General features: G+C 54.5%; 32 protein-coding genes, 1 other RNA gene and 1 pseudogene. 23 read left to right on the forward strand and 11 right to left on the reverse strand.

All coding sequences use genetic code 11. The features are described from left to right. Window positions 1-13: 13 nt before the first annotated feature. Window positions 14-1,159: a DUF362 domain-containing protein gene (locus tag MCP_RS05665; protein WP_012899865.1), complete on the forward strand. Its 1,146-nt coding sequence runs from the start codon at window positions 14-16 to the stop codon at window positions 1,157-1,159. A gap of 7 nt (window positions 1,160-1,166) precedes the next feature. On the opposite strand, the gene MCP_RS05670 is transcribed toward MCP_RS05665, so the two are convergent. Together MCP_RS05670 and MCP_RS05675 are read right to left on the reverse strand one after the other, a co-directional pair. After that, window positions 1,167-1,631: a flavodoxin domain-containing protein gene (locus tag MCP_RS05670; protein ID WP_012899866.1), complete on the reverse strand. Its 465-nt coding sequence runs from the start codon at window positions 1,629-1,631 to the stop codon at window positions 1,167-1,169. 141 nt (window positions 1,632-1,772) lie between these two features. Further along, window positions 1,773-2,951, reverse strand: coding sequence for a RuBisCO large subunit C-terminal-like domain-containing protein (locus MCP_RS05675; protein ID WP_128567054.1), 1,179 nt, complete (start codon window positions 2,949-2,951; stop codon window positions 1,773-1,775). 192 nt (window positions 2,952-3,143) lie between these two features. Here MCP_RS05675 and MCP_RS05680 point away from each other — a divergent pair, with 192 nt between their 5' ends. The 3 genes from MCP_RS05680 to MCP_RS05690 all read left to right on the forward strand — a co-directional run bounded on the left by MCP_RS05680 (window position 3,144) and on the right by MCP_RS05690 (window position 5,307). Then, the gene (locus MCP_RS05680; protein ID WP_012899868.1) at window positions 3,144-4,208 is read left to right on the forward strand and encodes a phosphotransacetylase family protein; all 1,065 of its coding nucleotides are present in this window, start codon (window positions 3,144-3,146) and stop codon (window positions 4,206-4,208) included. A 76-nt stretch (window positions 4,209-4,284) separates the two neighbouring features. Next, entirely contained in the window at window positions 4,285-4,773 is a 489-nt protein-coding gene (locus tag MCP_RS05685; RefSeq protein ID WP_012899869.1) for a GNAT family N-acetyltransferase, read from the forward strand. A gap of 45 nt (window positions 4,774-4,818) precedes the next feature. Beyond that, the gene (locus MCP_RS05690; protein ID WP_012899870.1) at window positions 4,819-5,307 is read left to right on the forward strand and encodes a GNAT family N-acetyltransferase; all 489 of its coding nucleotides are present in this window, start codon (window positions 4,819-4,821) and stop codon (window positions 5,305-5,307) included. Between the two features lie 534 nt (window positions 5,308-5,841). On the opposite strand, the gene nadC is transcribed toward MCP_RS05690, so the two are convergent. Then, complete coding sequence (gene nadC / locus MCP_RS05695; RefSeq protein ID WP_012899871.1) at window positions 5,842-6,654, reverse strand: carboxylating nicotinate-nucleotide diphosphorylase; 813 nt, start codon at window positions 6,652-6,654, stop codon at window positions 5,842-5,844. Window positions 6,655-6,707: 53 nt separating this feature from the next. Between nadC and MCP_RS05700 the strand changes: the two genes are divergently transcribed. Genes MCP_RS05700 through MCP_RS05710 form a run of 3 tightly spaced genes read left to right on the forward strand, consistent with a single transcriptional unit; the run spans window position 6,708 to window position 8,625 of the window. Next, entirely contained in the window at window positions 6,708-7,520 is an 813-nt protein-coding gene (locus MCP_RS05700; protein ID WP_012899872.1) for an aspartate dehydrogenase, read from the forward strand. Between the two features lie 41 nt (window positions 7,521-7,561). After that, window positions 7,562-7,906, forward strand: a complete 345-nt coding sequence (locus MCP_RS05705) for a hypothetical protein (protein ID WP_128859953.1) — start codon at window positions 7,562-7,564, stop codon at window positions 7,904-7,906. 41 nt (window positions 7,907-7,947) lie between these two features. Next, window positions 7,948-8,625 carry a DUF5591 domain-containing protein gene (locus tag MCP_RS05710; protein ID WP_012899874.1) on the forward strand — a complete coding sequence of 226 codons (678 nt, stop codon included), beginning with the start codon at window positions 7,948-7,950 and terminating at the stop codon, window positions 8,623-8,625. Between the two features lie 423 nt (window positions 8,626-9,048). Here MCP_RS05710 and MCP_RS05715 read toward each other — a convergent pair whose 3' ends face one another. Further along, the gene (locus MCP_RS05715) at window positions 9,049-9,525 is read right to left on the reverse strand and encodes a GNAT family N-acetyltransferase (protein ID WP_012899875.1); all 477 of its coding nucleotides are present in this window, start codon (window positions 9,523-9,525) and stop codon (window positions 9,049-9,051) included. A 72-nt stretch (window positions 9,526-9,597) separates the two neighbouring features. On the opposite strand from MCP_RS05715, the gene MCP_RS05720 reads away from it, so the two are divergent. After that, window positions 9,598-10,047, forward strand: a complete 450-nt coding sequence (locus tag MCP_RS05720) for a methylated-DNA--[protein]-cysteine S-methyltransferase (protein ID WP_128859954.1) — start codon at window positions 9,598-9,600, stop codon at window positions 10,045-10,047. A gap of 94 nt (window positions 10,048-10,141) precedes the next feature. After that, window positions 10,142-10,756 (forward strand): hypothetical protein, encoded by a 615-nt coding sequence (locus MCP_RS05725; RefSeq protein WP_012899877.1) that lies wholly within the window; start codon window positions 10,142-10,144, stop codon window positions 10,754-10,756. A 5-nt stretch (window positions 10,757-10,761) separates the two neighbouring features. On the opposite strand, the gene MCP_RS05730 is transcribed toward MCP_RS05725, so the two are convergent. After that, window positions 10,762-11,751 carry a WD40 repeat domain-containing protein gene (locus MCP_RS05730; RefSeq protein WP_012899878.1) on the reverse strand — a complete coding sequence of 330 codons (990 nt, stop codon included), beginning with the start codon at window positions 11,749-11,751 and terminating at the stop codon, window positions 10,762-10,764. A gap of 92 nt (window positions 11,752-11,843) precedes the next feature. On the opposite strand from MCP_RS05730, the gene MCP_RS05735 reads away from it, so the two are divergent. The 10 genes from MCP_RS05735 to artA all read left to right on the forward strand — a co-directional run bounded on the left by MCP_RS05735 (window position 11,844) and on the right by artA (window position 19,506). Continuing rightward, window positions 11,844-12,026 (forward strand): tautomerase family protein, encoded by a 183-nt coding sequence (locus MCP_RS05735; RefSeq protein WP_012899879.1) that lies wholly within the window; start codon window positions 11,844-11,846, stop codon window positions 12,024-12,026. Between the two features lies 1 nt (window position 12,027). Further along, on the forward strand, window positions 12,028-12,795 hold the full coding sequence (locus tag MCP_RS05740) for an exodeoxyribonuclease III (protein ID WP_012899880.1): 768 nt from the start codon (window positions 12,028-12,030) through the stop codon (window positions 12,793-12,795). A 149-nt stretch (window positions 12,796-12,944) separates the two neighbouring features. Beyond that, window positions 12,945-13,187 (forward strand): hypothetical protein, encoded by a 243-nt coding sequence (locus MCP_RS05745; protein ID WP_012899881.1) that lies wholly within the window; start codon window positions 12,945-12,947, stop codon window positions 13,185-13,187. Window positions 13,188-13,190: 3 nt separating this feature from the next. After that, window positions 13,191-14,246: a hypothetical protein gene (locus MCP_RS05750; protein WP_012899882.1), complete on the forward strand. Its 1,056-nt coding sequence runs from the start codon at window positions 13,191-13,193 to the stop codon at window positions 14,244-14,246. 59 nt (window positions 14,247-14,305) lie between these two features. Next, window positions 14,306-15,289, forward strand: a complete 984-nt coding sequence (mch, locus tag MCP_RS05755) for a methenyltetrahydromethanopterin cyclohydrolase (RefSeq protein WP_012899883.1) — start codon at window positions 14,306-14,308, stop codon at window positions 15,287-15,289. 119 nt (window positions 15,290-15,408) lie between these two features. Further along, window positions 15,409-16,341, forward strand: a complete 933-nt coding sequence (gene mptA, locus MCP_RS05760) for a GTP cyclohydrolase MptA (protein WP_012899884.1) — start codon at window positions 15,409-15,411, stop codon at window positions 16,339-16,341. Between the two features lie 136 nt (window positions 16,342-16,477). Further along, window positions 16,478-17,089, forward strand: a complete 612-nt coding sequence (locus tag MCP_RS05765) for a hypothetical protein (protein WP_012899885.1) — start codon at window positions 16,478-16,480, stop codon at window positions 17,087-17,089. A gap of 79 nt (window positions 17,090-17,168) precedes the next feature. Beyond that, a complete protein-coding gene (gene thiM / locus MCP_RS05770; protein ID WP_012899886.1) occupies window positions 17,169-17,969 on the forward strand; it encodes a hydroxyethylthiazole kinase in 801 nt (266 codons plus the stop codon). Then, window positions 17,966-18,613, forward strand: coding sequence for a thiamine phosphate synthase (gene thiE, locus MCP_RS05775; protein WP_012899887.1), 648 nt, complete (start codon window positions 17,966-17,968; stop codon window positions 18,611-18,613). The genes thiM and thiE overlap by 4 nt, the downstream gene beginning before the upstream one ends. Before the next feature lie 26 nt (window positions 18,614-18,639). Continuing rightward, window positions 18,640-19,506: an archaeosortase A gene (gene artA / locus MCP_RS05780; protein WP_128859956.1), complete on the forward strand. Its 867-nt coding sequence runs from the start codon at window positions 18,640-18,642 to the stop codon at window positions 19,504-19,506. A 412-nt stretch (window positions 19,507-19,918) separates the two neighbouring features. Here the strand turns inward: artA and MCP_RS05785 are convergent, their stop codons facing one another. The 5 genes from MCP_RS05785 to MCP_RS05805 form a co-directional block, all read right to left on the reverse strand. After that, entirely contained in the window at window positions 19,919-20,392 is a 474-nt protein-coding gene (locus MCP_RS05785) for a DUF192 domain-containing protein (RefSeq protein WP_012899889.1), read from the reverse strand. Then, window positions 20,389-21,711: an FAD-dependent oxidoreductase gene (locus MCP_RS05790; RefSeq protein WP_012899890.1), complete on the reverse strand. Its 1,323-nt coding sequence runs from the start codon at window positions 21,709-21,711 to the stop codon at window positions 20,389-20,391. The genes MCP_RS05785 and MCP_RS05790 overlap by 4 nt, the downstream gene beginning before the upstream one ends. An 83-nt stretch (window positions 21,712-21,794) precedes the next feature. Further along, complete coding sequence (locus MCP_RS05795; RefSeq protein WP_012899891.1) at window positions 21,795-22,118, reverse strand: non-histone chromosomal MC1 family protein; 324 nt, start codon at window positions 22,116-22,118, stop codon at window positions 21,795-21,797. 203 nt (window positions 22,119-22,321) lie between these two features. After that, window positions 22,322-22,579 (reverse strand): hypothetical protein, encoded by a 258-nt coding sequence (locus MCP_RS05800; protein ID WP_012899892.1) that lies wholly within the window; start codon window positions 22,577-22,579, stop codon window positions 22,322-22,324. 42 nt (window positions 22,580-22,621) lie between these two features. Then, window positions 22,622-23,392, reverse strand: a complete 771-nt coding sequence (locus MCP_RS05805; protein ID WP_128567056.1) for a HEAT repeat domain-containing protein — start codon at window positions 23,390-23,392, stop codon at window positions 22,622-22,624. A 154-nt stretch (window positions 23,393-23,546) separates the two neighbouring features. Here MCP_RS05805 and ffs point away from each other — a divergent pair. After that, window positions 23,547-23,859, forward strand: an RNA gene (ffs, locus tag MCP_RS05810) — signal recognition particle sRNA. A gap of 141 nt (window positions 23,860-24,000) precedes the next feature. Beyond that, entirely contained in the window at window positions 24,001-24,345 is a 345-nt protein-coding gene (locus MCP_RS16215) for a transposase (protein WP_012899894.1), read from the forward strand. Here MCP_RS16215 and MCP_RS05815 read toward each other — a convergent pair. Next, a complete protein-coding gene (locus tag MCP_RS05815; RefSeq protein WP_012899895.1) occupies window positions 24,317-25,486 on the reverse strand; it encodes an IS256 family transposase in 1,170 nt (389 codons plus the stop codon). The two genes, MCP_RS16215 and MCP_RS05815, sit on opposite strands and share 29 nt — an antisense overlap. Window positions 25,487-25,658: 172 nt before the next feature. Between MCP_RS05815 and MCP_RS16035 the strand changes: the two genes are divergently transcribed. Together MCP_RS16035 and MCP_RS16040 are read left to right on the forward strand one after the other, a co-directional pair. Next, complete coding sequence (locus MCP_RS16035; protein ID WP_231845176.1) at window positions 25,659-25,856, forward strand: hypothetical protein; 198 nt, start codon at window positions 25,659-25,661, stop codon at window positions 25,854-25,856. Window positions 25,857-25,868: 12 nt separating this feature from the next. Then, window positions 25,869-26,363, forward strand: a pseudogene (locus tag MCP_RS16040) (transposase); the annotation flags it as partial. Window positions 26,364-26,429 lie beyond the last annotated feature (66 nt).

Below are 26,429 nucleotides of genomic sequence, written 5' to 3' on the forward strand. Positions count from 1 at the left end.
ACAAGCGTTACCTATGGCTTATGAAGTTACTATCGCCAGATGCGACTCATATGATGATACGCTGGTCAAAAAATCTATCGAAGAGAGCCTCGCTCCTCTGGGTGGCTTAGGCAGCGTCGTGAAGAAAGGCGACCGGGTGCTCATCAAGCTAAACCTGCTGGCCGCAAAGCCGCCGGAGGCGGCCGTTACCACGCACCCGTCCGTCGTGAAGGCGGTCGTGCGTATGGTGCAGGAGCTCGGCGCCGTGCCCATCGTAGGTGATTCTCCCGGAGGCCGGAGCACAGGCACCTCGTATAAGTCGCTGCTGAAGACCACCGGCATACAGCAGGTCATCGATGAGACGGGCTGCGAGGCGGCGCGCTTCGATGATGAGACCGTCGAGGTCATTACGGAGAGCGCGAGGTCCTTTAAAAAGCTGAAGCTGGCGAAAGCCGTCGTGGACGCCGACGTCATCATCAGCCTCCCTAAGCTGAAGACGCATACGCTGGCCTATTTTACGGGCGCTATCAAGATGCTCTATGGCTATTTGCCGGGGATCACAAAGACCGAGTATCACCTCCATACTGCCAGGGACGTGAACATGTTCGCCGGGCTGCTCCTGGACATTCACGAGGCCAGGAAACCGGATATAACGATCATGGACGCCATAGTCGGCATGGAGGGCGCGGGCCCGCAGCACGGCTCTCCCCGGAGCATTGGCCTCATACTGGCCAGTAAAAGCTGCACGGCGCTCGACTTTGTCGCTACGACGATTGCCGGGTTCGAGCCATTGAAGGTGCCTACGGTGAAACTAGCGCATGAGCGAGGCATCGGCCCGGGCGCGCTCAAGGAAATTACGGTATACGGCTGCCCGGTAGAGCCGCTTATCATCAAGGACTTCAAGAAGCCGCCGACCATGTCCATGGAGCGCATCCCGCCGGTGCTGCTCAATGCCGCCAGGCGCCTGGTCTCAAATCGCCCCAGGATCGATGTATCGAGATGCGTGAAGTGCGGCATCTGCGCCCGGGACTGTCCGCCGAAAGCCATGAAGTTCACAAAGGGCGCCGCCCCGGTCATCGACCAGGGCAAATGCATCCGGTGCTACTGCTGCCAGGAGCTATGCCCCGAGGGCGCCGTCTATGTGGCGAAGCCGTTCGTTCGTAAGATCATCGGGCGATAAAAAAAAGTCAGGCCGTCTCCGCGGCCGCGGCCCTGCCCGGCGGCAGCGAAGCCAGCTCCTTGCCGAAATCGATGCACACGTCCCTGTTAATTTTCCTCCAGGGCCCCATTGCGCTGTCGAACGAGGTCGTCTTTATCACGACGCCGTCGCAGTCCTCCTGCAGGTCGTCCAGGTATTTCCTCACCATGAAATTCCTCATGCCGAAGATGCCTGCGAAACAGACGACGAATATGGCCACCTTCTTATTATGCAGGCCCTTACCTTCGAGAAAATTCCGTATGCTTCTCATGGGCCGGTCATTATAGATAGGGCTTCCCACGACAATGAGGTCATAATCGAGGGACGTGACAGCATTCGGGCTCTTCACGTCGACGCGTGCGCCCTTAGCTGCGGCGCCTTCCCTTATCCACTGGACGATCTCCCAGGTAGTGCCGCCTTTCGTATCGTAAACTATTAAGATACGTCCCATCATACCCCATTCAACTCCAAATCATTTCTAATTACGACTATCCTTATGAATTTTATAGTCGGTTTCATTTAATATGACGATAAAATACGTAAATTTATTGGTAAGGGGTACTTTTCGGGATAAAATAGTAAAGGATAAAAAAAGTTACTGAGAGGGGCCCCACTTTTTCAGGGCTACCGCGAGCTCATGGTGAGTTTTAGCGTACTGCTCCAGCGGGACGTTCTCCTTCCACGCCTCCACGGCCTGGAACATGGCCTTCGCGCCGGCGACGGTCCCCTCGGGATGGCCGTGAATGCCGCCGCCTGCCTGCAGGATGCAGTCGATGCCATAGCAGTCCAGGTTCGGCTTTAATAGCTGCGGGTAAATGCCGCCCGATACTGCCGGGAACATGGGCTTGAAATTGTCCCAGGGCTGCCGCAAAATATCCCTCGAGCGGTCGATGTCGCAGACGTTATGCTCCATCTTGCCGCTGTAGGTGCCGATGTGCAGGTTCGTGCCGCCTACCATGCGCGTCAGTTTCGAGATGACCGGCATGGAAATGCCGAACGGGCCTCGCGTAAGGGCACCGTGCATCGTCCGGTGGACGTGGATGGGCAGGTCGATGTTCGCCTCGTTGATGGCCTGTATGGCGGAAAAGCCCGCCGTCAGGATGTCGACCATGATCATGTTGGCGCCCAGCTCTTTTGCGCGTTCGGCCCTTTCGACGATCTTGTCTGCGCCCGTAGTCACGTTTACCGCATACAGGCACGGCTTGCCTACGACTTTCTTCACCTTATCGAGCTTGTCCATGACAGCCGTCAGGCGTTCCTCCAGCGGGCAAAATGCCTGGTCCGTCAGTGTCTCGTCATCCTTGATCAGGTCCAGCCCGCCCAGCGCCGCCTGCTCGGCGACCTCCGCCGTGCGCTTCGGGCTCAGCCCCACTTTAGGTTTTATGATCGTGCCTACCAGGGGCCTGTCATATACGCCCAGGTACTTCCTGACCTCCTTTATTCCAAAGACAGGGCCCTTATAGTATTTTACCAGTGGATCAAAGTCCACGTCCTCCAGCCGTAGCGCCTTGAGGCCGCCCAGGCCGTACAGGTTACCTGCCACGACGGATAGGATCTGCGGAATGTTGGTGGGCTCGAAGATCTCCTCGGGGAAGTCGATGACGACTGTATTGTTCTCCGCGCTGACGACCCGCGCTCCGACCTTCTCATGCACTTCCCTCTCTGCCGGTACGTTCGTCCAGGTGCCTGTAGACTGCTCGGCCGCGATCTCTTTTGCGACAACATCAAGAGGCTTCGTCTCCGCCTCAACGTGATACGTGGTCCTGACCATCATAATGAACACGCCTGAAAATATGTTTGTGAAAAAAATGCTCCAAAGGCATAAATGCTTAATGGTTATTACATAGTATACAAAACGGCAAGAATTATATGTAAAGAATTATCATATTTAATCATTAGGTAATTTTAAGTTAGATAAGAGCCACATACATACAGACTATCACATGTCTACTATAGGGGAAGACGAATGCGTTCGATAATGATAAGCTCCCCGGAGCTATACTCCGGTAAAAGCGCCGTGACCATGGCGCTGGCAATGAAACTCAAGGACAACGACTACAAGATCAGCTACATGAAGCCCGTGGGCAACATCATCGTCGACTCCAACGGCGTACTCACCGACGACGATGCGCTGACCATGAAGCGTGTCCTGGGGCTGGACGAGAGCCTGCAAGACCTGGCGCCCATACTATTCACCTATCGCCTGCTCGATGATACGCTGGAGGGGAAGGAAAAGCCGCTGGCCGGGAAGCTTGAGTCGACCTTCGAGAAGATCAGCAAGGATAAGGACATCGTGGTGCTGGAAGGCGCCGGAGACATGAGCGGCGGCTCGGTGCTCGGCCTGTCCGACTTCGAGGTGGCCCGCATGACGGGAAGCAAGATCCTGCTGGTCGCCCGCTATTGCGATGATTTCGCTGTTAATCGCATCGTGACCTACATGAAGCTCATGCCCAAAGACGTCGAGCTCGTGGGCATTGTGTTCAACAACATCGGCCCGCATTTCATCAATTTCGTAAAGGAGAAGGTCGTACCCTACTTCGAGAAGCGGAACGTCAAGGTGCTGGGCGTCATCCCCCAGAACAAGACGCTCATGAGCGTCACAGCGGGCGAGATCGCCGAAGACCTGCATGGCCAGGTGCTTGCAGGGAAGGGTAACCTGGACGTGTCCGTGAACGGCATCGTCGTGGGCGCCATGTCCCTGGATAACGCCATCAAGGTATTCCGGAGAAAGCCTCATAGGGCCATCATCACCGCGGGTGACCGTGCCGACACGCAGATGGCAGCGCTCGAGGCCAGATCGCCATGCCTGCTCCTGTCGGGCAACCTGTACCCGACCGCGCCCATCCTGGGCCGTGCCGAAGAGCTGGGCATCCCGGTGATACTGTTCCCGGACGACACCATGACTCTCGTGGATAAGATGGAGGCGCTGATGCGGAGTGTCCGTATCAAGAACCCGCAGAAGATCGAGGTCATGAAAAAGATGTTTTCCGAGCATGTCGACACGGACAGCATCCTGGAAGCCCTTAAATAATATTTATTTTCTCTTTTTCGTTAATTTTTTGCATTATTGTTTTATTGCTTTAAGCTGCCCGTTCTCTTGGGGAATTATGAGGATCAGAGAGGCGACGGAAAGCGATCTTCCGGCTATTGTCGATATCTATAACGGGTCGATCAATGACGGTAAGTCGTCGACTAATATGCAGCCCACGACCGTGAGGCGGAGCACGGGCTGGTTCCGGCAACATAAGGCGACGGGTAAGCCTATACTGGTGGCCGAGGACGCGGGCCGTATCGTGGGCTGGCTCAGCGTGCGCCCGTTCTACGGCCGGGAGGCCTACGACCGTACAGGCAAAGTGAAGATCTACGTGGAGCCCCAGTCCCGGGGCAAGGGCATCGGCAAGGAGTTGCTCGATAAGGCGATGTCCTGCGGGAAGTCGTCGGGGCTGAATACTTTAGTCTGTTACATGCTCGCGGACAATGACCTGGCCCGCAGGCTGTTCGAGGATTCAGGTTTCGAACGGTGGGGCCAGCTGCCGGGCGTCGCCCGCATGGGCGGCACGGATAAGGACCTCTTAGTAATGGGACGCCGGCTATAGCCGCAAGAATAGCTTCATTATGATTGCAGCCCTAGCTGTAGCCATATGCTTGTCAGGGACGCGGTGGAGGGCGACCTTCCGGCCATCATAGCTATCTATAACTCGACCGTGCCGGGCAGGATGGTGACGGCCGATATCGAGCCAGTTACCGTCGAAAGCCGGCTGCCGTGGTTCAGGGAGCATAGCCCCGGGTTTCGGCCTCTGTGGGTCGTCGAGGATGACGGCCGGATACTGGCCTGGCTTAGCTTTCAGTCTTTTTATGGGCGCCCCGCCTATCGTGCGACTGCCGAAGTGAGTGTTTACGTATCTGAAGCTTATCGCTGTAAGGGCATCGGGAGCATGCTGCTGGAGCGGGCTATCGCTCAGGGTCCAGGGCTTGGGCTGAAGACGTTGATGGGCTTCATCTTCGCCCATAATGTGCCGAGCCTCCGGCTCTTCGAAAAGTTCGGTTTCGAAAGATGGGGATATTATCCTGGAATTGCCGAGGTTGATGGTATTGAAAGAGACCTGGTTATTGTTGGACGTAAGTTGTAATTTTTCTTGCTCTTATTATGCTTTGCAGTCTTGGCGTGTCCTCAACCACAGAGACGCAGAGCGCACGGAGTTTCACAGAGTTTTTATTTAATAATTTGAGACTCAGAGGGCACGAAGCCCGGTTTATTGGCTTACCTGAGGCACAGAGCTTATCGAGGCACGGTTGACCAATAAACAATTTAACCGGTTTATCCTCGCCAGTGCCTCTAACTACTCCGTGCCTCAGGACAGTTATAAACCCGTACTCCGTGCCCTCTGAGCCTCAATTTTTAAAAAAACGCCGATGAGTCGTAGGCTCGTGCATAATTGATGAAAATTGTATGGACTTTTGGATTCAAACGACTATTTTGTACTATTATGGAAATACCTTCTATGTCAGCCCTTTAACATGACATTTTCATAGGAAATCTCTGTGTGTCTCTGCGCTCTCCGTGCCCCTGTGGTTGAGGACACGCCGAGACTGCATCGTTAAAAATGAAAATTTCATTATCAAAATGATGGGCATACGACTGCATAGCTGTAAGCGATAATCAGCTATAGCTGAATGTCCATGCTGAAGTCAAGCCACCGGGCATCCCGCGTCAGGGCACCCAGCGATATGACATCCACGCCAGTCTTCGCATACTCGGAAATATTCGAGAGCGTGATGCCGCCCGAAGCTTCAAGCAGGATGCGCTCATCCACGGACTTCACAATCTTAACACCCTTTTTTATCATCGCAGGCTTCATGTTATCGAACATGATGATGTCGGCCCCGGCCCGTGCGGCCTTCTCCGCATCCTCGAGCGACTCGACCTCGACCTCGATCTTCTTGGTAAAGCTGGCGACCTTCTTCGCTTCCCTGATGGCGTTTTCAAGGCCCATGATGCGGATCTGGTTATCCTTTATCATCACGGCCGACGACAGGTCATAGCGGTGCGTGTCCCCTCCGCCAAGCTTGACGGCCTTCTTTTCAAATTTACGGAAACCCGGCGTGGTCTTACGTGTCGCGGCGACCCGCACACCAGGCGCAAGCCCGACACACTTCGCCGTAAGAGTGGCTATGCCGCTCATGCGGCCCAAAAAATTCAGGGCAAGCCGCTCTCCCCGCATAAGGTCCCTGGCGCTGCCCCGGGCCTCAAGGATAATGTCACCCTTACGGACAGGCTGCCCATCAACAAGATCCGACCCCACGGAAAGCCCCAGGTGCCTGAACACAGCGCAAGCCTCCTCAAGCCCTGCAAGCACGCCCTCCTCCTTACAAATGATCTGGCCCAGAGCCTCAACAGCCGGCACAATACCATTAGAGTCATCATCGTCGCCCAGGTCTTCCTCGAAGAAAGCGTCCAGTTCACCAGCCGTGAGCATCAACAGCACCGTAAATCATTTGAGCAATCAAGATTTAAGAGACTTGCGATAACATGTTCAAGATCGGTATTGTCGGCGCAGGGGCCATCGGCAAGGAGATAGCCCGCGCCATTGACGACGGCACGGTGCCGGCGAAGCTCGTGGCCATATGGGACCGCCAGGTAGACGAGGCCAGGGAGTTCGCCGCCTCGCTCAAGCAGAACCCGAAGGTCCTGCCGCTGGAAAGGCTCGTCAGGCAGTGCGATATCGTCGTCGAGGCGGCCTCGCAGGCGGCCGTACGCGAAGTGGCCGTTGCGGCCCTGTCAAATTCCCGGAGCGTCATGATCATGAGCGTCGGCGCGCTCTCCGATAAGCAGCTTCTCGAGGAGCTCAGGACGCTCGCGAGAGAGAACCACTGCCACATTCACGTGCCGTCTGGCGCCATCGGCGGGCTGGACGCGGTGAAGTCGGCCTCCATCAAGCGCATCGACTGCGTCACCATCACGACCCGCAAGCCCGCTAAAGGCCTGAAGGGCGCCCCGTTCGTCATAAAGAACGACCTCGATCTCGATAAGTTCACCGTTCCCACCGAGATATTCTCGGGGCCGGCGGCGGTCGCCATCAAGGAGTTCCCGGCCAACGTGAACGTGGCGGCATCGCTTAGCCTGGTAGGGGTAGGATTCGAGAAAACCATGGTGAAGGTCGTGGTCGACCCCACCATATCGCGCAACGTGCACGAGATCCATGTAAAGGGCGAGTTCGGCGACTTCCACGCGAAGATCGAGAACGTACCCTCGGACACTAACCCCAAGACGAGCTTTTTAGCGGCGCTGTCCGCCATAGCGACGCTCAAGCAGGTTTGCGAGCCGCTAAAGATCGGAACTTAATCGACATAAAATTATATATATACAACGTATAAATGTGTCCAATGTCCCTGGACACGTATCTTCCCGAAGGCGACGGCAAATATATCGTGGGCTCGACCCGCGATACCCGGAGCTTTTACTATTTTATCCCGAAGAGGCGGGGCCAGGTCAAGATCGGTTTTCTTGTTACCAATACCGGGGAGTACATCGACTCCGAGTACAAGGACGTTATCATCTTTAACCCGGAGACCGAGTTCAATACCGTGGAGTCCGGCGATTACCATATCTCCAGGAAGGGCCGCTACACGCATACCGTGGAGCTGAGCTGCAACGACAGTACACAGCGCTTCGAAGTCTACGCCCAGCCCCGCCTGGGCCGGTTCAGGCTGCTCGCTGAATCGCAGTAACGAAACTGTTTTATCGACGGAGCCCGATTATTCTACATCCCATGATAATACCTGAAAACGAGCGCTCCACGGAGCCCATGAAGGGCGAGCGTGTCCTGAACCACCCGGACATGTTGCGGGCAAACGAGTGGATATTATCGGAAGCGTACGAGGCGCCGAAGAAGGACTTTTGCGTATTCGTCCCGTGTGCCAAGGTAAAGCCTTACCACCTGAGCCCCTCGCATAAGATGTACGACCGCATCATCTTCAGCATCCTTACGCCAGAAGAGACGCATATCGTCACGTTCGGCACGTGCGGCATCACGCCCCGGGAGCTTGATGAGGAGTACCCGTTCATGAACTACGAGTTCATGCTGGGGCGGTGTAACGTGGTCTCGGTGAAGGACGAGTTCGTGAGGAATGAGAGTAAGAAGCTGGCCCGGTACCTGGAGAAGACTCGGGACTGCTACAGGCACAGGGTAGCCTATTGTATTGGCGATTTCCGCAAGGCCATGGAAAAGGCGCTGACCATGACGGATGTCAAAGTCGAGATCGTGCCCCTCCAGGAGACGCTGGACGCGAGCGTACAGCCGAACAAGCCTTTCAAGTTCGGGAGCCTGTCGAGGCGGCCCTATTTACAGGACCTGAGCAACGCGCTGACCTCGCTAAAAGGCGTAGAGCCGCGCACCGTCGGCGTGACAGAACAGTCGCTCAACGATACGGACTGGTACTTAATATAAAGGGTCCTTGTATGTTTTTAAAACATGATGTATTGCTTTAGCTAATGAAATTTCTCACCATTCCCTGTTATGCCGTCTCGGAGTGGTCCAACCACAGGGACATGGAGAGCGCCGAGTTTCACAGAGTTTTCTTATAGATGGAGGCTCAGAGGGCACGGAGACGGGTTTATACTTTCCTGAGGCACGGAGTGCTTAGAGGCACTGGCGAGGATAAACCTGCTAAATTGTTTATTGGTCAACCGTGCCTCGATAAACTCTGTGTCCCGGGTAAGCCAATAAACCGGGCTCTGTGTACTCCGTGTCTCAAATTATTAAAAAAACTCTGTGAAACTCCGTGCGCTCTGCGCCTCTGTGGTTAAGGACACTCCACGAAGGCATAACGAGAAAAGGATAGAATTTTTCCATAAAATCTCGGAATCTCAATTAAATATCCTTTGCCCAGACGACCCGGTGCTTGCCAGGGCCGTTATAGTCTTTTACGCAGGGCATGCCGTTTACATCGACCGTGTTCTCGCCCGCTACGGCCTCGAAGCCCATAGCCTTGAAATAGCGGTTACAGCTATTGTTCTCGGGCCGGGTGTGCGTCATGATCTTCTTGCAGCCCATCTTAATGGCCGAAGCCTGGAACTGTTTGAACATCCTCCGGCCGATGCCATTGCCCCTGAGGCGGGGCGCGACCTGGACGAGGTGTATCAGCGCTATGTCGGGGCTGGACTGGGACCTGAACCCGAGCATGTACCCGATCATCTCTCCCCTGTCTTCTGCGATAAAGCAGGTGCTCCGGAAGTGTTCCGTGAATATGTGATATATGGACTCCCGCTCGATGACGATGTCCGCCCATTCCTTTGACTTTTCGGCGACCTTTGTGAAGTCGGCGGGAAATGCGTTCCTTACCAGCATTCTTGACCCTTTCTCCACAATATTGGCATGATAGAAGATATATGTAATCATGCTATTATACTCATAATTATTATGCTGGATTATCTTTACTCTGATTACCTGGGCCTCTACGTGACCGTCGAGTATGATAAAAACGTTATTAAAAGCCTGTCTATGACTTCTAATAAGCCGGCTAAAAAGCCTGTGGGCTCGAAAGTCATACGCTCCATTGAGACGTATTTTAAAAATGGTCAGGGGGACTTTTCCGGATACAAGTTCGACCTCGAAGGCATGACGCCCTTCCAGCGCTCGGTACTCGAGGCAATATCGAGGATCCCTGCGGGAGAGACAATGACCTATGGCGAGGTCGCGGCCGCGGCAGGGAAGCCCGGGGCGGCACGCGCGGTCGGCAACGTCATGGCACACAACCCGATACCTCTCATGCTGCCCTGCCACAGGGTCGTCGCCTCGAACGGCCTGGGCGGGTTTACCGGCGGCCTGGAAGTCAAGCGGAAGCTGCTGAAGCTCGAAGGTGCCCTGTGACCGGCAGCCTTCTAATTTAATGTCCTGATACCGTTAAAAATGCCTGTCTATATTTTTATATTTGTATATTTATACTGGTATTGGGTGTCGTGATTTGAATCGTGCCTGTGCCGCCGTACTTCTGCTAATCGCCTGCGCTGTCGCCGTATCCGGCTGCTCGTCCCAGGCCCAGGACCTGAGGAACACCACGCTAGGCGGCAATTTTTACAACTACGATAAAGTTCATCACTGGATGTATAACGTCACCATGATCGCCGGCGGAGCGACCTCCGCCTGGAACATGACCGTCTACGTCAGGAACGACACCTTCGGAGGCGCCCCCGCGAGGTACATGCAGATACTCACCGAGGGGAATGGCATGAATATCACCTATGACGTCTGGAGCGACCCGAAGAACTACGGCGTACTGAAAATGCACGCAAAGGGCACCACGGGCGACTTCTTCCAGGACCGGGACGTCTCCAATCTGCAGATCGGCACGCTCCCCGATGTGGGCCTGAGCTACTATTTCGTGCCCTTCTGGGCCATTAAGAACGGTACTGCTACTACGGCGAGCGGCAGTAAGATACCCGTGACCGTGTACTCCGCATCGGATAACAAAGGGCTGACGGTCACCTACTGGGTATGCCCGTATGTGCCAGTGCCCCTGCAGGTCGAGGTCTCTGACCCGAATGTCCGGATAGTCGAGACGCTCGTGGGATATGAATAAAATATTTATAGGAACTCCCAGCGCTTAATGGACCTATCCCGGCTGCCCGTAAGTACGAAGCGCCCGTCCGGGGACACGGCCACAGTATTGATCGTATCATCGTGGGCCCGTATGGTCTGGAGGCACTGCCCCGACTCGACGTCCCATATTTTCAGGAACTTATCGGCGCCCGCAGAGACGGCGTATTTTCCATCGGGCGTAAAGGCTACGGCTTTCACATGGTCCATGTGGCCCTTTAATGTTTTTAAGCACTGGCCGGTCCCGATGTCCCAGTACTTTACCGTCATGTCGCCGCTTCCCGACAGCAGGCGGTCTCCATGGACGGCGATCGAATAAACGTAGCCCTCGTGGCCGTCGAAAGAGCGAATGTACTTGCCGGTCCTGGCCTCGTTGAGAGCGATCGACTTATCCCAGCTTCCGGATACGGCCAGGTCACCGGCGAAGGCAACGCAGCTCACGACGTTATTATGGCCGGTTATCTTCTGAATGGTATCGCCCGTCTCGAGGTCTATATACCTTACCGTCTTATCGCCGCAGCCCGCCAGCGCATAACGCCCGTCGGCCGACACTGCGACCGAGCGCACGTAAAAGTCGAAGCCGCGGATGATGTGCTTCCTGACGCCAGCCTTCAGGTCCCAGATCCGAAGCGTGTTATCCCAGCCGCCCGAGACCGCCGTTTCGCCTCCGGCAAAAGCCACGGCGCTGACCTCGTTGACGTGGCCCTCGAACGCATGAAGCTGAGCGCCCTTTTCCAGGTCCCAGAGGCGCACGACCATGTCGGTACCGCCTGACAAGGCCGCCTTACCGTCCGGCGAGACGGCGAGCGATAGTACCGGCCCCTCCTGGCCATGATAAGTCCGATAAAGGGCGACGACCTCTTTTTCGGGAGAAGTCCCGGCCTCTTTGCCGGTGAGAGGGCAATTCGTATCGTCAGTACAGTCACCAATGAAGCCGCATTCTTCGGGGGAGCATTTTTCATCCGGGTTGCCGTGCATAAGTATCAATTCATTTTTATTTTACAACCTTAAATACTTCAGCATGGGTAAGCAGCATAGCCTTTTATAGGGTAAAGCCGATTTTTCCTATTATGCCAGTGATCGACGTATACATGTGGGCCGGCCGAACGCCGGAGCAGAAGAAAAATATCATAAAGGGCATCACCGACGTCTTCGTCAAGGACGGCGTGCCCGCCGGCGCTGTCACCGTCATACTCCACGATATTCCGAAGGAGGACTGGGGTACGGCCGGAAAGTCTGCCGACGAGGCTTAACATGCGGATGCTTTGCTGGAATGTGAACGGCCTGCGGGCCGTGCTTAAGAAGGGATTCGTTGACTGGCTTCGCAGGGAGGATGCGGACATCGTCTGTATCCAGGAAACGAAGGCTGCCGCAGAGCAGATGCCGCCTGAGGTCACCGGGATACCCGGTTATCATTTTTACAGCACGTCACCTCTCGAAAAGAAGGGCTATAGCGGCGTCGCCCTGTTCACTAAGGAGGAGCCGAAGAGCGTCAGCTACGGCTTCGGCATCGAAAAGTACGACATCGAAGGCCGCACCATCATCGCCGACTATGGTAAGTTCGTGCTGCTGAGCATTTATTTCCCGAACGGCAAGATGTCTCAGGAGCGGCTGGACTATAAGATGGGATTCTATGACGCCTTCCTTGACTATGTGGATAAGCTGAAAGCAGAGGGAAGGAAAGTCGTCGTTTGCGGCGACGTGAACACGGCCCATACGGAGCTGGACATCGCACGCCCAAAGGAGAACTCGAAAAAATCCGGGTTCTTACCGATGGAGCGGGAGTGGATGGACAAGTTCGAGGCGCACGGCTTTATCGACACCTTCCGGGTTTTCGAGAAGGCCGGCGGCCACTACACCTACTGGGACACCTTTACGAAAGCCAGGGAACGGAACGTCGGGTGGCGCATCGACTATTTCTATGTGAGCGATAACCTCAAAAAGAACTTGAAGGGTGCCTTCATCGAGCCGGACGTCATGGGTTCCGACCACTGCCCGGTGGGCATCGACCTGAAAATATAGGCTTACCAGTAGCGCTTGCCCTGCACGAACACTTCAATACCTTTTTGCAGGAGGGGTTATATAACTGGCCATAGTGCGGCCTGATACTTATCTCGGGGCACAGAAAGAGTCATAAATGAGTACAAACTAATACAAAACAGGTCATCGCTATGGAAATCACTCAAATGCTGGCGTTCGCGGTCATCGCGGCTGAGCTCATACTGATCCTCATCTCGATATACCTTTATAACTCTTACAAGCTCCGGATCTTCTATTTCCTGACGTGGGGCTTCGGGGCGCTTCTCCTGGCCTGTATCCTCCAGGCGTTCGTGCTCAACGCGGACATCTACTCGAGTATCCTGAACATAGCGGCGGCCTTGTTTTTCATCACCAGCGCGCTTACGGCGGTATAGGCCATGCTCCTGCCATCGGATAAGCCTCTCTTCGAGAACGTAAGCTCAAACGAGTACTATGCTCGGGCCGGGAAGCTTAAGGACGAAGGTGTGGACGGCATTGTCCATTTCGTCTTCCCCGACTTTGAGGAGGCCATCGTATTTTCGGGAGGCAGGCCGATCACGGGCATCCATGAGGCGAAACGCTGGCTCACTATCGGCGACGCGATGGTCGAGGCCGTCGAGAACAAGGCCATTACTGTGCCGGGAAAGATGTCGGCATACCGGCTGGACCCGGCGCTGGTCCAGGTCTTTGCCCATAAGGATCTTAAGAACATGGTCGAGACGACGCTCGGGAAATACCTTACCCCCGCGCTGCTCATCGGCTACCTGGAGGGCGAGGGGAGCACCAGTATCCTAAAACTTAACGATGATAAGGCGACGGCCTACGTGTTCATTAATAATGGCAAGAGGGCAGGAGCTGCTTACGTGTCGCCGGAAGGCCGCTCTAACGGCGAAAGTGCTGTCAAGGACATGGCCCGGTTCAAGGAGAATACGTCCGCCGCGATATACTTCCTCGAGAGTGTCGTAAAGCCGAAGGCTGAAAAGCCCGCAGTAGAGCCTGTTGCGCCTCCTGCGCCAGCGGCTGCCCCGGCGCCAGTCACAGCCCCGGTGTCGTCCAAAGCGCCCGAAGAAAAGCCAGAACCGGCGAAAGCTGCACCCGGCAAAGTCAAGCCCGTACTGGCAAAGCCACAGCCCGTCCCGCCAGTCCAGAAGCGCCAGGGCATCAGGCTATCGGTGGCAATGAGCGCGGACGAAACACCAGCGCTCAGGCACCGCTCCCGCCAGCAGGTGCTGGAAACGCTCGAGGAAGGCGACGTCGCCTGGGTGGACAGGAAGACGCTCGCGTCGCTCCAGACCTTACATGCCAGCCTCGTCCTGCCCGACGGGCGGGAATACCACGTCACCCTGAAAGAGGCGCCCATCGAGCCCGTGGAAAACCGCTATATCATCCTGCCCAGGAAACTCAGGTCAAAACTGTCTCTCGACAGGGGCATGACCATCGAAGTCAAAGAATAGCCTTTTTTTAGCAGGCGCATGGGGAAAAATTAAAAACGTATAGCCGCCATTACACTTTGGTGATTATTCTGGCTAACAATTATAAGGACATTAGCATCAATGATCGCGCTTATGAGATCGTCGGCGAAATGATCGACTACCCCGAGGACTTCAAGGTAGATATCCACACCCTGGGGAACGACTCGATCGTCATCGACTGCGGCGTCAACACGAAGGGCGGCTATGAGGCCGGCCTGGCGTTCACCAACGTCTGCATGGGCGGGCTCGCGGTGCCCGCTATCACGCACAAGAAGCTCAAGCACGAGATCTTTTACCCGTTCATAGAAGTATACACCGATTACCCGACGCTGGCCTGCCTCGCGGCCCAGAAGGCCGGCTGGAGGGTCAACCAGGAAGGCTTCTTCGCAATGGGCAGCGGCCCGGCCCGTGCGCTGGCTCTCAAGCCGAAGCACACCTACGAGGTCATCGAGTACGAGGACGAAAGCGACTTCGCCGTCATCGCTCTGGAGGCCAGCACGCTCCCCAACGAGAAGGTCATGGACTACGTCGCCAGCGAGTGCGGCGTTGAAGCGTCTAACACCGTCGCGATCGTTGCCCCCACCAACAGCCCCGTGGGCTCCGTCCAGATCGCCGGCCGCGTCGTCGAGATGGCCATCTACAAGCTGAATGAGATGGGCTTCGACACCCGGCACATCGTCAGCGCCTACGGCAGCGCCCCGATCCCGCCGGTCAAGAAGGACTCTGCGGTCGCCATGGGCACCACCAACGACGCCTCGATCTACCACGGTACCGTCACCCTTATCGTGGACGGCGGCAACATCAAGGACTTTGTCCCGAAGCTGCCCTCGTCGACGTCAAGTAGCTATGGCAGGCCGTTCTATACCGTGTTCAAAGAGGCCAAGTTCGACTTCTATAAGATCGATACGTCTATCTTCGCCCCCGCCGAGGTCGTCGTCAATGATATCTCCACGGGCGAGACGTACATCGCCGGCAAGGTTGACGCCGACGTTCTCATGGAATCGTTCGGCTTTAAGAAGATATAAGGCATAGAACCCCCACATTTGGGGGCTCTATATATTTTACTTCTCTTTTCCCTATGCCCAAAAAGTATTAAAACGTATAAATTGCATGAATATTCAACATTCACACAAGTGATACTATCATGATATTACCCGATGTTCAGGCCTCTAAATCGGAAGTGGCCATAAACCTCTCCCGCGTAGGCGTCACGAACGTGAAAAAGCTTGTCAAGGTCGCGCGGCAGAACAAGCGCCCGGTCATTCTCATTTCGACGTTCAACATGTACGTCGACCTGCCTTCTGACCGCAGGGGCGCCAACCTCTCCAGGAATTTCGAGGTCATCGACGAAGTCCTCGAAGAGAGCGTCAAGTCCGCAGTCTTCGACATCGAAGACCTCTGCGGCGAGGTCGCCCGCCGTTTACTCAACAGGCACGAGTACGCTACCCGCTCCGAAGTCCACATGGACAGCGAGCTCATCGTCAAGCGCAGGACCCCCAAGACCGAGGTCATGTCCCAGAAGGTCGTCAAGGTATTTGCCAGGGCCGTCGCCGAGCGGAACGACATCATCAAGGTAAAGAAGGTCATCGGCGCCGAGGTCGTCGGCATCACCGCGTGCCCGTGCGCACAGGAATTAATGAAGACCAGGGCCGAGGCCGAGCTGCAAAACCTGGGCATCGAGCAGGTGAAGATCAACACGTTCCTTGACCGCATCCCCATGGCCACGCACAACCAGCGCGGCCGCGGCACGATCACGATCGAGTTCACCGGCGACTATAACGCACCGCTGGACACCATCATCGACATCATCGAGCGGTCCATGAGCACCACGAGCTTCGAGCTCCTCAAGAGGCCCGACGAAATGGAAGTCGTCACCAACGCCCACGAGAACCCCAAGTTCGTCGAGGATTGCGTGCGCGACATGGCAAAGAACGTGCTTACCTCATTCCCGGAACTGCCGGAAGATGCCATCATTACGTTAAAGCAGGTCAACGAGGAGAGCATTCACCAGCACAACGCCTTTGCCGAGCTTAAGACCACGATGGCCCGCCTGCGGGAAGAGATCAAGGCCCACTAAAACCCTATCTCTTCATCGATGATGAGAAAAGGTTTATCTCTATTACCTCAGTACTGAGTATATACCGGAGGTACAGGGTATTACATCAATATCGATAGGCAAGTCCGTTTTTATCCTGCTCGCAGGCTTTATTGTCATGGCAGGGCTGGCGCAGGCCCAGACCTCGCCCTTCGCGCCCAACGGCATCGTGTTCGTGGACAACACGAGCACGCTCTCCACGGGCACGGCTCAGAACATCACCGTCCAGATACTTTACGAAGGCGGGCCGCTCAAGTCCGAGGGCGTCCGCGTGTATATCCTGTCGAACGATACCTCTATCGTCCCCGCCGAGATGGGCACTTATGTCCTTACTGACCCGAACGGTATCGCGACCTATACTGTCACTGCCGGTAAGGCCGGTAACGTGAAGCTGACTATATCGGCCGGTAGCGCGACAAGCGGTGTCTCGACCGAACGGGTCTTCCAGGTGACGTCCGGCCCTGTAGCGACTCCTACCGCGACGGTCACTGCAACTCCATCTCCTTCGGCGACAGCTGAACCCACTGCAACGCCTACAGCAACACCGACTGTGGAGCCCACCGTGACTCCCACGGTAGAGCCAACTCCTACGCCGACCGCCGTGCCGACGGCTACACCTGAGCCGGGGACTAGCGAAGCGCAGGCCACCGGCATCATCGTAACGGGCATCGTGCTAGCCATCGTTATCCTGCTGATCGTCGGCGTAGCTCAACAGCTTAGAAAGAAATAGGGGCCGAATAAGCTCCATTTCTTTATAGTAAATTATATCTTTTAAGTCGCTATCATCCATTTAATCCGAGGTTTCATTCATGGCCAAAACTACATATGCGTCACTATTGTCCGAAGTCAGGGCAAAAAGGCCGCTCGTGCATCACATTACCAATTATGTTACCGTCAACGACTGCGCCAACGCAACCATATGCATCGGCGCCTCGCCGGTCATGGCACACGCCGGCGACGAAGTCGCCGAGATGGTCTCTATGGCGGGCGCCCTTGTACTGAACATCGGCACGCTGGACGACATTCAGGTCGGCGCCATGCTCCGGGCGGGGGTTAAAGCCAACGATATCGGCGTCCCCATCATTCTCGACCCGGTGGGTGCCGGGGCGACCAGGCTACGGACTTATAGCGCGCAGCGCCTCCTGCACGACCTGGATATCGCCGTGCTCAAGGGCAATGTGGCCGAGATCGCCACGCTGGCAGGCGCCGGGGGCGAGATCAAGGGCGTCGACTCTCAAGGCATGAGCGGAGAGCCGCTTGCCGTGGCGAAGAAGTTCGCAAAAGATATGGGGATCATCGTGGCCGTCAGCGGGCCTACAGATATAGTCACTGATGGAGATAAGGCATTGCTGGTGGATAACGGCCACCCGCTGATGGGCCGGGTCTCAGGTACTGGCTGCATGGCCGCATCCCTCGCCGGAGCCTTCACGGCCGTCTCTAAAGACTATTTATCCGCTACAGCTGCGGCGTTCGCCTCGTTCGGGCTGGCCGGCGAGAGAGCGGCTCCGCAATCCCGGGGCCCGGCATCCTTCAAGGTCGCCCTGCTGGACGAGCTTTATCGCCTGACGCCCGAAGAGCTCGAAAAGGGCGCACGGGTACGGGAAGCATGACCGCATACGACCTTTACGTCATAACCGATGAGGGCCTGTCGAAGGGCCTGACCCACGTTGAGATCGCCAGGAGAGCCATCGCCGGTGGTGCAGATGTCATCCAGCTCAGGGATAAGAGCATGAGCGGCGAGGAGCTAATGGAATGTGCAGTCCAGATCCGCACTCTGACGAAAGAGGCAGGTGTGCTGTTCATCGTCAATGACAGGCTCGACATCGCTATCGCTTCAAAGGCCGACGGCGTCCACCTGGGCCAGGAAGATATTCCGGTGAAGCTTGCCCGGCCTCTGGCGCCTCCGGGCTTCATCATCGGAGTATCGGCGGGCACGCTCGAGGAGGCCTTGCAGGCTGAGCGGGACGGCGCCGATTATATCGGGCTCGGCCCCATCTGCCACACCGGCTCAAAGAAAGACGCCGGCCCCGTGTGCGGTTTCGGCCTGATCACCGGGGTAAAAAAACACGTATCGATCCCTGTAATAGTCATCGGCGGTATCGGCCCGGACAACGCAAAAGAATCCATCTCCGCTGGTGCGGACGGATTAGCCGTCATATCGGCCGTGGTCAGCCAGGACGACGTGACCGGCGCCGCAAAACACCTCAAAGCCCTCATCAAAGAGGCGAAGCGCCAAAAAGTCTATGAAGGCTAAAGACCTAATCAGGGGTGGTCATCTCGATGGAATTCCTTGACATTATGCTCTGGGCATCGCTGTTCATCATCATAGCGGGCGCCGTCCTGCCTAAAAAGTACGGCTACAAAGTGGCAGCGGCAGGCTGGGTACTGTTCGGGCTACGCTGGGGCCTGTCCACGCCCGAGTTCTACCTGGTCGAGCATAATATCATGTACACCATCGCCTGCGTCCTCGCCATACCCGTGACGCTCTACCTCGCCTACGTTATGGTCAAGGACGAGCGCGAGTCGCTCATGGTGCTTACCCGGGCTGCCGCCATCAGCTCGATATTCTATTTCCCGTTCGCGTATTTCACCTGGCTGGGAGACTGGCTGATCGGGGTCACTACCTCTATTACGCTGGCCGCGGTGAACGCCCTGGGGAACAACGCGACCGCTTCGGGCAACATCGTTACGCTGAACGGCCTCAAAGTGGAGATCATCCTCGCCTGCACCGCCATCCAGAGCATGGCGCTCTTCGTGGGTGTCGTGGGATGCATCCGCGCCCCCGCAGACCGGCTGTTCAAGGCGTTCATGGTCTCGGTGCCGGTCATCTACGTTTTAAACGTCGTGAGGAACACCTTCGTTATCACTTCTTATGGCAACCAGTGGCTCCAGATCGCCCCGGACATGATCGTAGAGTGGACCGGCGAGCTGCCGAGCTATGCCAGCTTTTTCTGGGCTCATAATGTACTGGCTGAGGCGGGATCTCTTATTGCATTAGTGGTCATCTCATATGCGGTCATATCGATACTGCCAGAGACGCTGACCTATATTAGGGATATCTTCAGCCTCATACAGATCGACAACATTAAAAAGAACCTGCGCGGCGAAAAAGTGGTCGAAGCAGCCCCGCTACAGCGCAATAAATGATCAATAATTTTTTGGTTCATCTTGTGCATTTTATGTGATTAATTGGTCTAGCCGATGCGAATTTTCACATTTCCATGTTATGCCTTCGTGGCATGTCCTCAACCACAGAGGCACCGAGAGCACGGGAGACGCACAGAGATTTTTTAATAATGGAGGTCACAGAGGGCACGGGGACGGGTTTATAGTTATCTAAGGCACGGAGTCTTTAGAGGCACTGGCGGGGATAAACCGGATAAGTTTTTTATTGGTCAACCGTGCCTCAACAGTCTCTGTGCCCCGGGTAAGCCAATAAAACCTATTCTGTGGCCTCTTTGTCTCAAATTATAAAAAAGTCTCTGTGAAACTCCGTGGGCTCTGCGTCTCTGTGGTTGAGGACACGCCACGAAGGCCCAAAGTAAAATGGGAAAAATGTTTATCCCACAACAGCCGAGTCGATTTTTATTTTATCGCCTATAGCTATGCCGTGTGCCTCGCAGAAACCGCCGTTGACCTCGACGACGTACTTACACGGCTTTGCAGACGTGAATATGCTCTCACTATACGGGGTGGCGTTATGATTGATGTCGACAATGGTGAGCCCGCTGTCGACGAATATCATGTCCAGGGGCAGGGGAGTGTTCTGCATCCAGAACGACCTCGGCATGTCGCCGCTGAAGATGAACAACATGCCGCTGCTCTCGCCTAGCGACGTCCGGCTCATGAGCCCGTGCTGCTGCTCCTGCGGCGTGTCGGCGATCTCGACGTCGATGGTCGTCGTGCCTTTCATGCCGATCAAGTCAACGCGGCTGATCTCTCCATTGCCGTTCGCGTGCGTGCTCAAATAATAAGCCGCCCCGATCAAGGCCAGAATAACAATAACGGCCGCTGCGATCCATTTTGTTTTCACTGTATATCCCTCTGCGACATCTGCGCCGCCCATGAAAGGTATGACTGCTTCAACTGTATCTCGTCGAGCACGGGCTTAATGCCTTTCCACCGCTCTTCCAGTAATTCTAACTCCCGGCCGGCATTCTTAGCGCACCGCATGCCCTGACAGGTGCCGAAGCCCACGCGGTTGAACTTCCAGAGGTCCTCCGGCCTCATGAAATCCATCTCCATTATACGGCCTGCGGCCCTCTCACAATTACAGAGCAGGCTTCCGTCGGGCTGGTCTTTCATTATGTCGGGCAGGGCCGCCTTAGTCCGGCATTCTCCCCTCTCGCCCAGGAGCCTCATGGCCGCATTCGATACCGTCTCAGCGATGAGCCGGTATGTCGTCAGCTTGCCCCCTGCGACCGTAATAACGCCTTCATCTTCCTCGACCCTGTAGTCCCTTGACAGGGACCGGCCGTCACCGCTGCCGATAAGCGGCCGTACGCCCGAAAAGGCACGGATTATCCTGATCTCCTTATTATCGGGCAGCAGGGCCTTAGCCTCTCGCATGAGCGCCCTGTACTCGTCCCTCGTTGGGACTGTGCTCGTTGAGCAGGAAGACGTCGTGCCTATGAGCGACGTCGTGTGGCTCGGGACGATGATATCCCCGTCCGTGGGAGGCCTCATCCTGTTGAGCACCACGTCGCATAATCTCCGCTCCGTTACGAGTATGGTGCCTTTATCTGGCTGAACGCACAGGCGCAAGTCCCTGTTGATGGCCCCACAGGCATGCCCTGTAGCATTGATCACTATGTCGGCCCTTATCGTACGGCCGTCATCCAGGCGGACGCCGCTGTCCGCGATCGACTGCACGCCCGTCCTGGTATGAATTGCGGCACCGTTGCAGCGGGCCTCATAGAGGTTGGCAAGTGTGAGCAAGAACGGGTCAATGGCCGCATCGTTGGTCCTCATGCACCGTACGGCCTTTTTATTAAGGGGATCTTCGGGAGATATCTCCTCCATCGGGATCGAAGCCTTTTCGCAAGCAGCTAACAGCGTATCCCCATAAGCCGCCTCATCATCGCTCGTGGCAACGAACAGCCCGCCGGTATCTTCCACATAGTGAGACGCAATATCTTTTAGAATGAGGTTCTCCCTGGCGCATTCGGCGGCCGCGGCAGGGTCTTTAACCGCGTAGCGGGCGCCCGAATGCAACAGCCCGTGGCACCGGCCGGTAGCGCCGGCGGCAGGCGCCTCACGCTCTAAAACCGTGACAGGCAAACCACGCAGGGCGAGGTCTCTGGCGATCCCCGCACCAACGATACCAGCGCCAACGATCACGACCCCGCTCATAACTACAGAATAGCCGGATATGTCTGATAAATCTTATGCGAGATAAAAATAAAAGAGGGGGCGATAATCGCCCTCGGTGAAATCTACTTAGCAGGGAACTTAAAAGCGTCCTTCGGGTTCCTGGCCAGCTCATTATACTGGATATGCTTGATGCCGATCTTCTCGACGCTGGCCTTCCAGATCTTAGCGGGCAGCCATGCCGGAGAGTTCGCGGGCTTCGGGACCTGCTTGCGCTCACCCTTGAAGAAATGCAGCTTCTTCGTGCCCTTTTCCCTGAGTATGATCTTCGTGATGTTCTTGTTCGCGACCTTTAATGCGGCATCCCTGGGCTGGGCGCCGGTGAAAGTGCCTATCTCCTCCCCGTTTTCGTTGAGTAAGCCGAAATTCTTTTTCTCTCTTGCTACCATTGAATCACCTTTCCTTGCCGTTGTTTTAACGGCCCTCGATATAAAATAAATTGGAATCCTTCTATTTATAGGTTGTGAAATTAACCCTCCTCGATATATTGAGCGCATTTAGGGGTTTTTTTGATAGTATAAACTGATTCGGGGAAATATTTAGGCATATCATGCACAAAATAAAAAAGGAATTGTAGTGGAGAAGAACAGAATTAGCGTATAGCGTGCAGGATAGTCGCTGCTGCTCTGCCATTCTCCGTGAGCTCGTATTTGCCCTTTAGCTTTTTAATGACGCCCTTCTCTGACATGTCCCTGAGCGCCTTTTCCAGCAAGAGCTTCGGCGCCCTGGTCAGCTTTCCTAAGGCCTCTTCGGTCTCAGCCCCGTTCTTGTCAAGTACGTCGACGATCTGCTTCCGCTTGACGTTGCCGCTGATGAACCCGGCCAGCTCTTCGATGGTAGCTTCAGCCATTTTATCACTATACTCCTGTATGTCCTTATTGTGCAAAAAGTTTTAGGCCATCTTCTTTTGTGCGATCTTCATCATTCGCCATACGTAAATGACGAATCTTAGCTGTGCCTCAGGGTAGCGTACGTTTTCGGCCTCGTTCTGGTGCCCTCGCGCCAGCAGCATCAGTTTTTGTTTCATCGTACCTCCGACGGTGACCGTTATACTGGCGGGCTCTTCGGCGATTTTTTCCGACATCTTCCTGATAACGTCGAACGTTCCCATTTCATTCAACATACACTGGGCTTCCACTTCTCCTATGACCGTCGCCAGGTCGATATCGTCCGGGTCGACATTATCCAGGGCCTCATATGCCGCGTTCCTGAGGGCATAGTTATCGTCCTTTAATGCTTTGATGAGCGATCGTGCCGCCCTTTTTCCGCCTAAAAGGCCAAGCGCTCGTGCCGCTTCTCTCCGTGCCTGGTTTTCCCTGCCCTCCATGAGGGCTGCGAGGGCCTCTGTTGCCCTCTCGCCGCCAATGGCCATTAGCACGTATGTCAGGCATTTTTGTGTGTCCCTGGAGAGCGACGGCCAGCATTCGAGCATCGGGCCGACCGTCATGTCGCCCATCTTGATCAATGCGTCCATGGCCGACGATTGTAATCGGCCGCCGTCGTCATTTAACATAAAGATCAGCGGAGCGACGGCCCTTTCATCCTCGATCTCCTTGATCCGGCTTATGGCGTTCATCCGCTCTACATAGTTCCCTTTTCGAAGAATTTTGATCAGTTCATTCGTATCTTCACGCTTTCCAGTAACGGACAAACCTTCTAACATAAGCTAATGCTCCCCATATACTTGCCTAATTATATATCGAGGATCAAACCAATAACAACCTTTACCTCCAATATCACAATACAATGCTTAAAAAACCGTTATTATCACAATTTTGGAAGGATAAAGTTTATTTCATAGACGGGACATTTGTTATCGGCGAGCTAGCCCGGGTGGTTCGGCGTCACCTATTACCTTCAATCGTCGGCATGTCGGGGGCGAAGCTTGAGGAAGGCGTTCCTGTTGTATGAAGGCCTTACTTCTCGACAGTGAAAGCCCGTCCCGCTTGGTTGGCGGTGGCGCTATGTCATGCTGGAGAGCATGACGTACGCCTTAATTACGGGGACCGGCACAGGCCCGGAAGGGAGCATGCTTACCGTGAACAACTAACGCTTGTGGGGTCGCGGGCTGGAGGGAAGGGGTAAGATAACTTTCATATTGCTCGGCGTCGACTGATGGCGTGCTCGCTACTTTAACATAAAATCTTTTTCCTCATGTTACATTACTATGATACTCTAAAGGCTGCATTTTGATTTGATGTTTAAACACACGAGTTTAGAGTGTTGCAAAAGTCTTAGAAAGTATTTGGGTTATCTGGACAAGCTGTGTTTATGACGAGTAAAAACGGCTTGCTGATAACCCATAGTTGTCTTGATTGTCAGATACGAATACTTTCTGATGTGCATATTGAGGTTTTGGATTCGTTTGACTGGCAATGCCTCGTTTTTCTGGAACGTTACCGGGGTGTTGGAAGGCCTCTCGAGTATAGCGTGATCGCCTTTCTGCGGGCCTTCGTTTACATGGAGCTAAGCGGTATGACTTCGGTAAGAAAGCTGGTGAGGATGTTAGCTAGGGATGAGAGTGTAAATTTTTTTGTTGAAACTTCTTTTTTCTCTTTTGTTACTTTTCTCTTTTATACCAACCGTTCTATATACATGCTTCCACGCGGTCTTTGAAGTATACCATGAGTTGGTTCATGATCGTGCCCCATTCCCTGACTGCCATCTTCCATTTCTCCGACTTGTCCATAACGATAAGGTAGAGTATTTTGAAAAGGCTGTCGTCCGTGGGGAAACTACTCTTGTTCTTAGTGATCTTTCTGATCTTCCGGTTGAAACTCTCGATGGGATTCGTCGTGTAGATGAGCCTTCTTATCTCCGGAGGGTACTTGTAGAACGTGGACAGGCAAGGCCAGTTAGTCCGCCAGCTCTTTATGGCGTACGCGTACTTAGCGCCCCATTTCTCCTCCAATCGGTCCAGGGCATCGAGCCCCGCCTCTTCAGTTGGTGCCGTGTACACTTCTTTCATGTCCTTGCAGAACGGCCTCCTGTCCTTGTAATTAACGAACCTGGTACTCGTCCTGATCTGGTGGACGATACACCGCTGGACCTCAGTCCTGGGGTACGCGGCATGGATTGCGTCCTCGAACCCATTTAGCCCATCCACGCTTACGATTAGAATGTCCTTCACCCCACGGTTCTTCAGGTCGGTTAGTATGCTCATCCAGAACTTGCTGGATTCTGCCTCCCCAATCCATATCCCAAGGACCTCCTTGCACCCCTCCACCGTGATGGCATACACCAGGTAAGCAGTCTTCTTGACAACGTGGCCGTCCTGCCTCACGTTAAACATCACCCCATCCAGGAATATGATCGGGTACAAGGGTTGCAATGCACGGTTCTGCCACTCCCTGGCCACGGGGAGGATCTTGTCAGTAACCCTGCTGACCATCTCGGCCGACACTTCCACACCGTACACCCTCCTCATCTGCGCTTCGATGTCCCGGTTACTCAACCCGCTGGCAAACAACGAGACGATGGTATCCTCCAGCTCAGTACTGATCGAGCGCTCATACTTTTTAACGATCACAGGCTCGAACTCCCCCTTCGAGTCCCGGGGAACGTCCAGGCTTATCTCGCCAAACTGGCTCTTCACCGTCTTCGATGAATGACCATTCCTCGAGTTATCAGTATCCTTGTTCTTCCAATCGTACTTCGAATACCCCAGGGCACAGGTCATCTCTTCTTCTAAAGCTTCCTGCAGGACTTCTTTGATTTCCCCGACGAAAGCCTTCTCAACATCCCCGCCCCGTTTCAAATTATTATCCTTGCTCGAATGCGAAGCAAAGCCAAGCCCTAATTTGCTCCTTAGTAAACAACTTAGACATGCTAAACCATCCTTTACACAGTACTAGGTAAAAGAAGTATCAGCAAAATTCCTTACACACCCCTAGGATAAATATAAAATGAAAATTCTCGGCTTTCACCGTTTGCCAGATCATAGCCTGTTCAGCAGGTATAAAGAACGGTTCGGAGACCACATACCGAGGATCATGACGATCATTAATACAAGCATAATGCTTGAGGAACCCATGCATATGTCCATGCTTGGTATCGACAGCACCAAGCTGGAGGCCTTCAGCCGGAAAGATGATGACGCCGACTGGGGATTCGATCATGTAAGATGAAAGTTCTACTACGGCTACAAGGTTCACCTGATGTACGATCTACAGTCCATGACACCGGTATGTTACACGGTCACCGGGGCTAACCGTCATGACAACACTCAGACCATCCGGCTAGTAAAAAGGCTCGGAGCACGCCTATTAAAGGTAAACACGATACTCGCCGACAAAGCCTACGACACCAGGGAGAACATAGAAAAACACCTAACTGTAGGCGTCCTTTTCATAGCAGCAAGGAACAAAAGGAACACCAAAAAACCGGTAAACAAATACAGGATACAGGACCACCTCGAACTTGGAGATGAGGAGCTAGACCATATTTATAAAAACAGGATGGACTGCGAACACGCCAATTTCCTACTCAAAGAACACCTAGGCCTAACAAACTTAAAAACTACTGGGCGAGAAAAAGTCCGAGTGAAAGTAGGCATAACACTAATCGCAAGACAAATCCAAGTACTACGCCAGCTAATTAACCAGAAAAACCCACGAACAACAATCACAAACTAATTATGCAACACCCTAACACGAGTTGAATAAATAGGCTTATAATGAGTAGAGAAAGTCGAAGCGGAA

The organism is Methanocella paludicola SANAE, from assembly GCF_000011005.1.
Classification (GTDB): domain Archaea; phylum Halobacteriota; class Methanocellia; order Methanocellales; family Methanocellaceae; genus Methanocella; species Methanocella paludicola.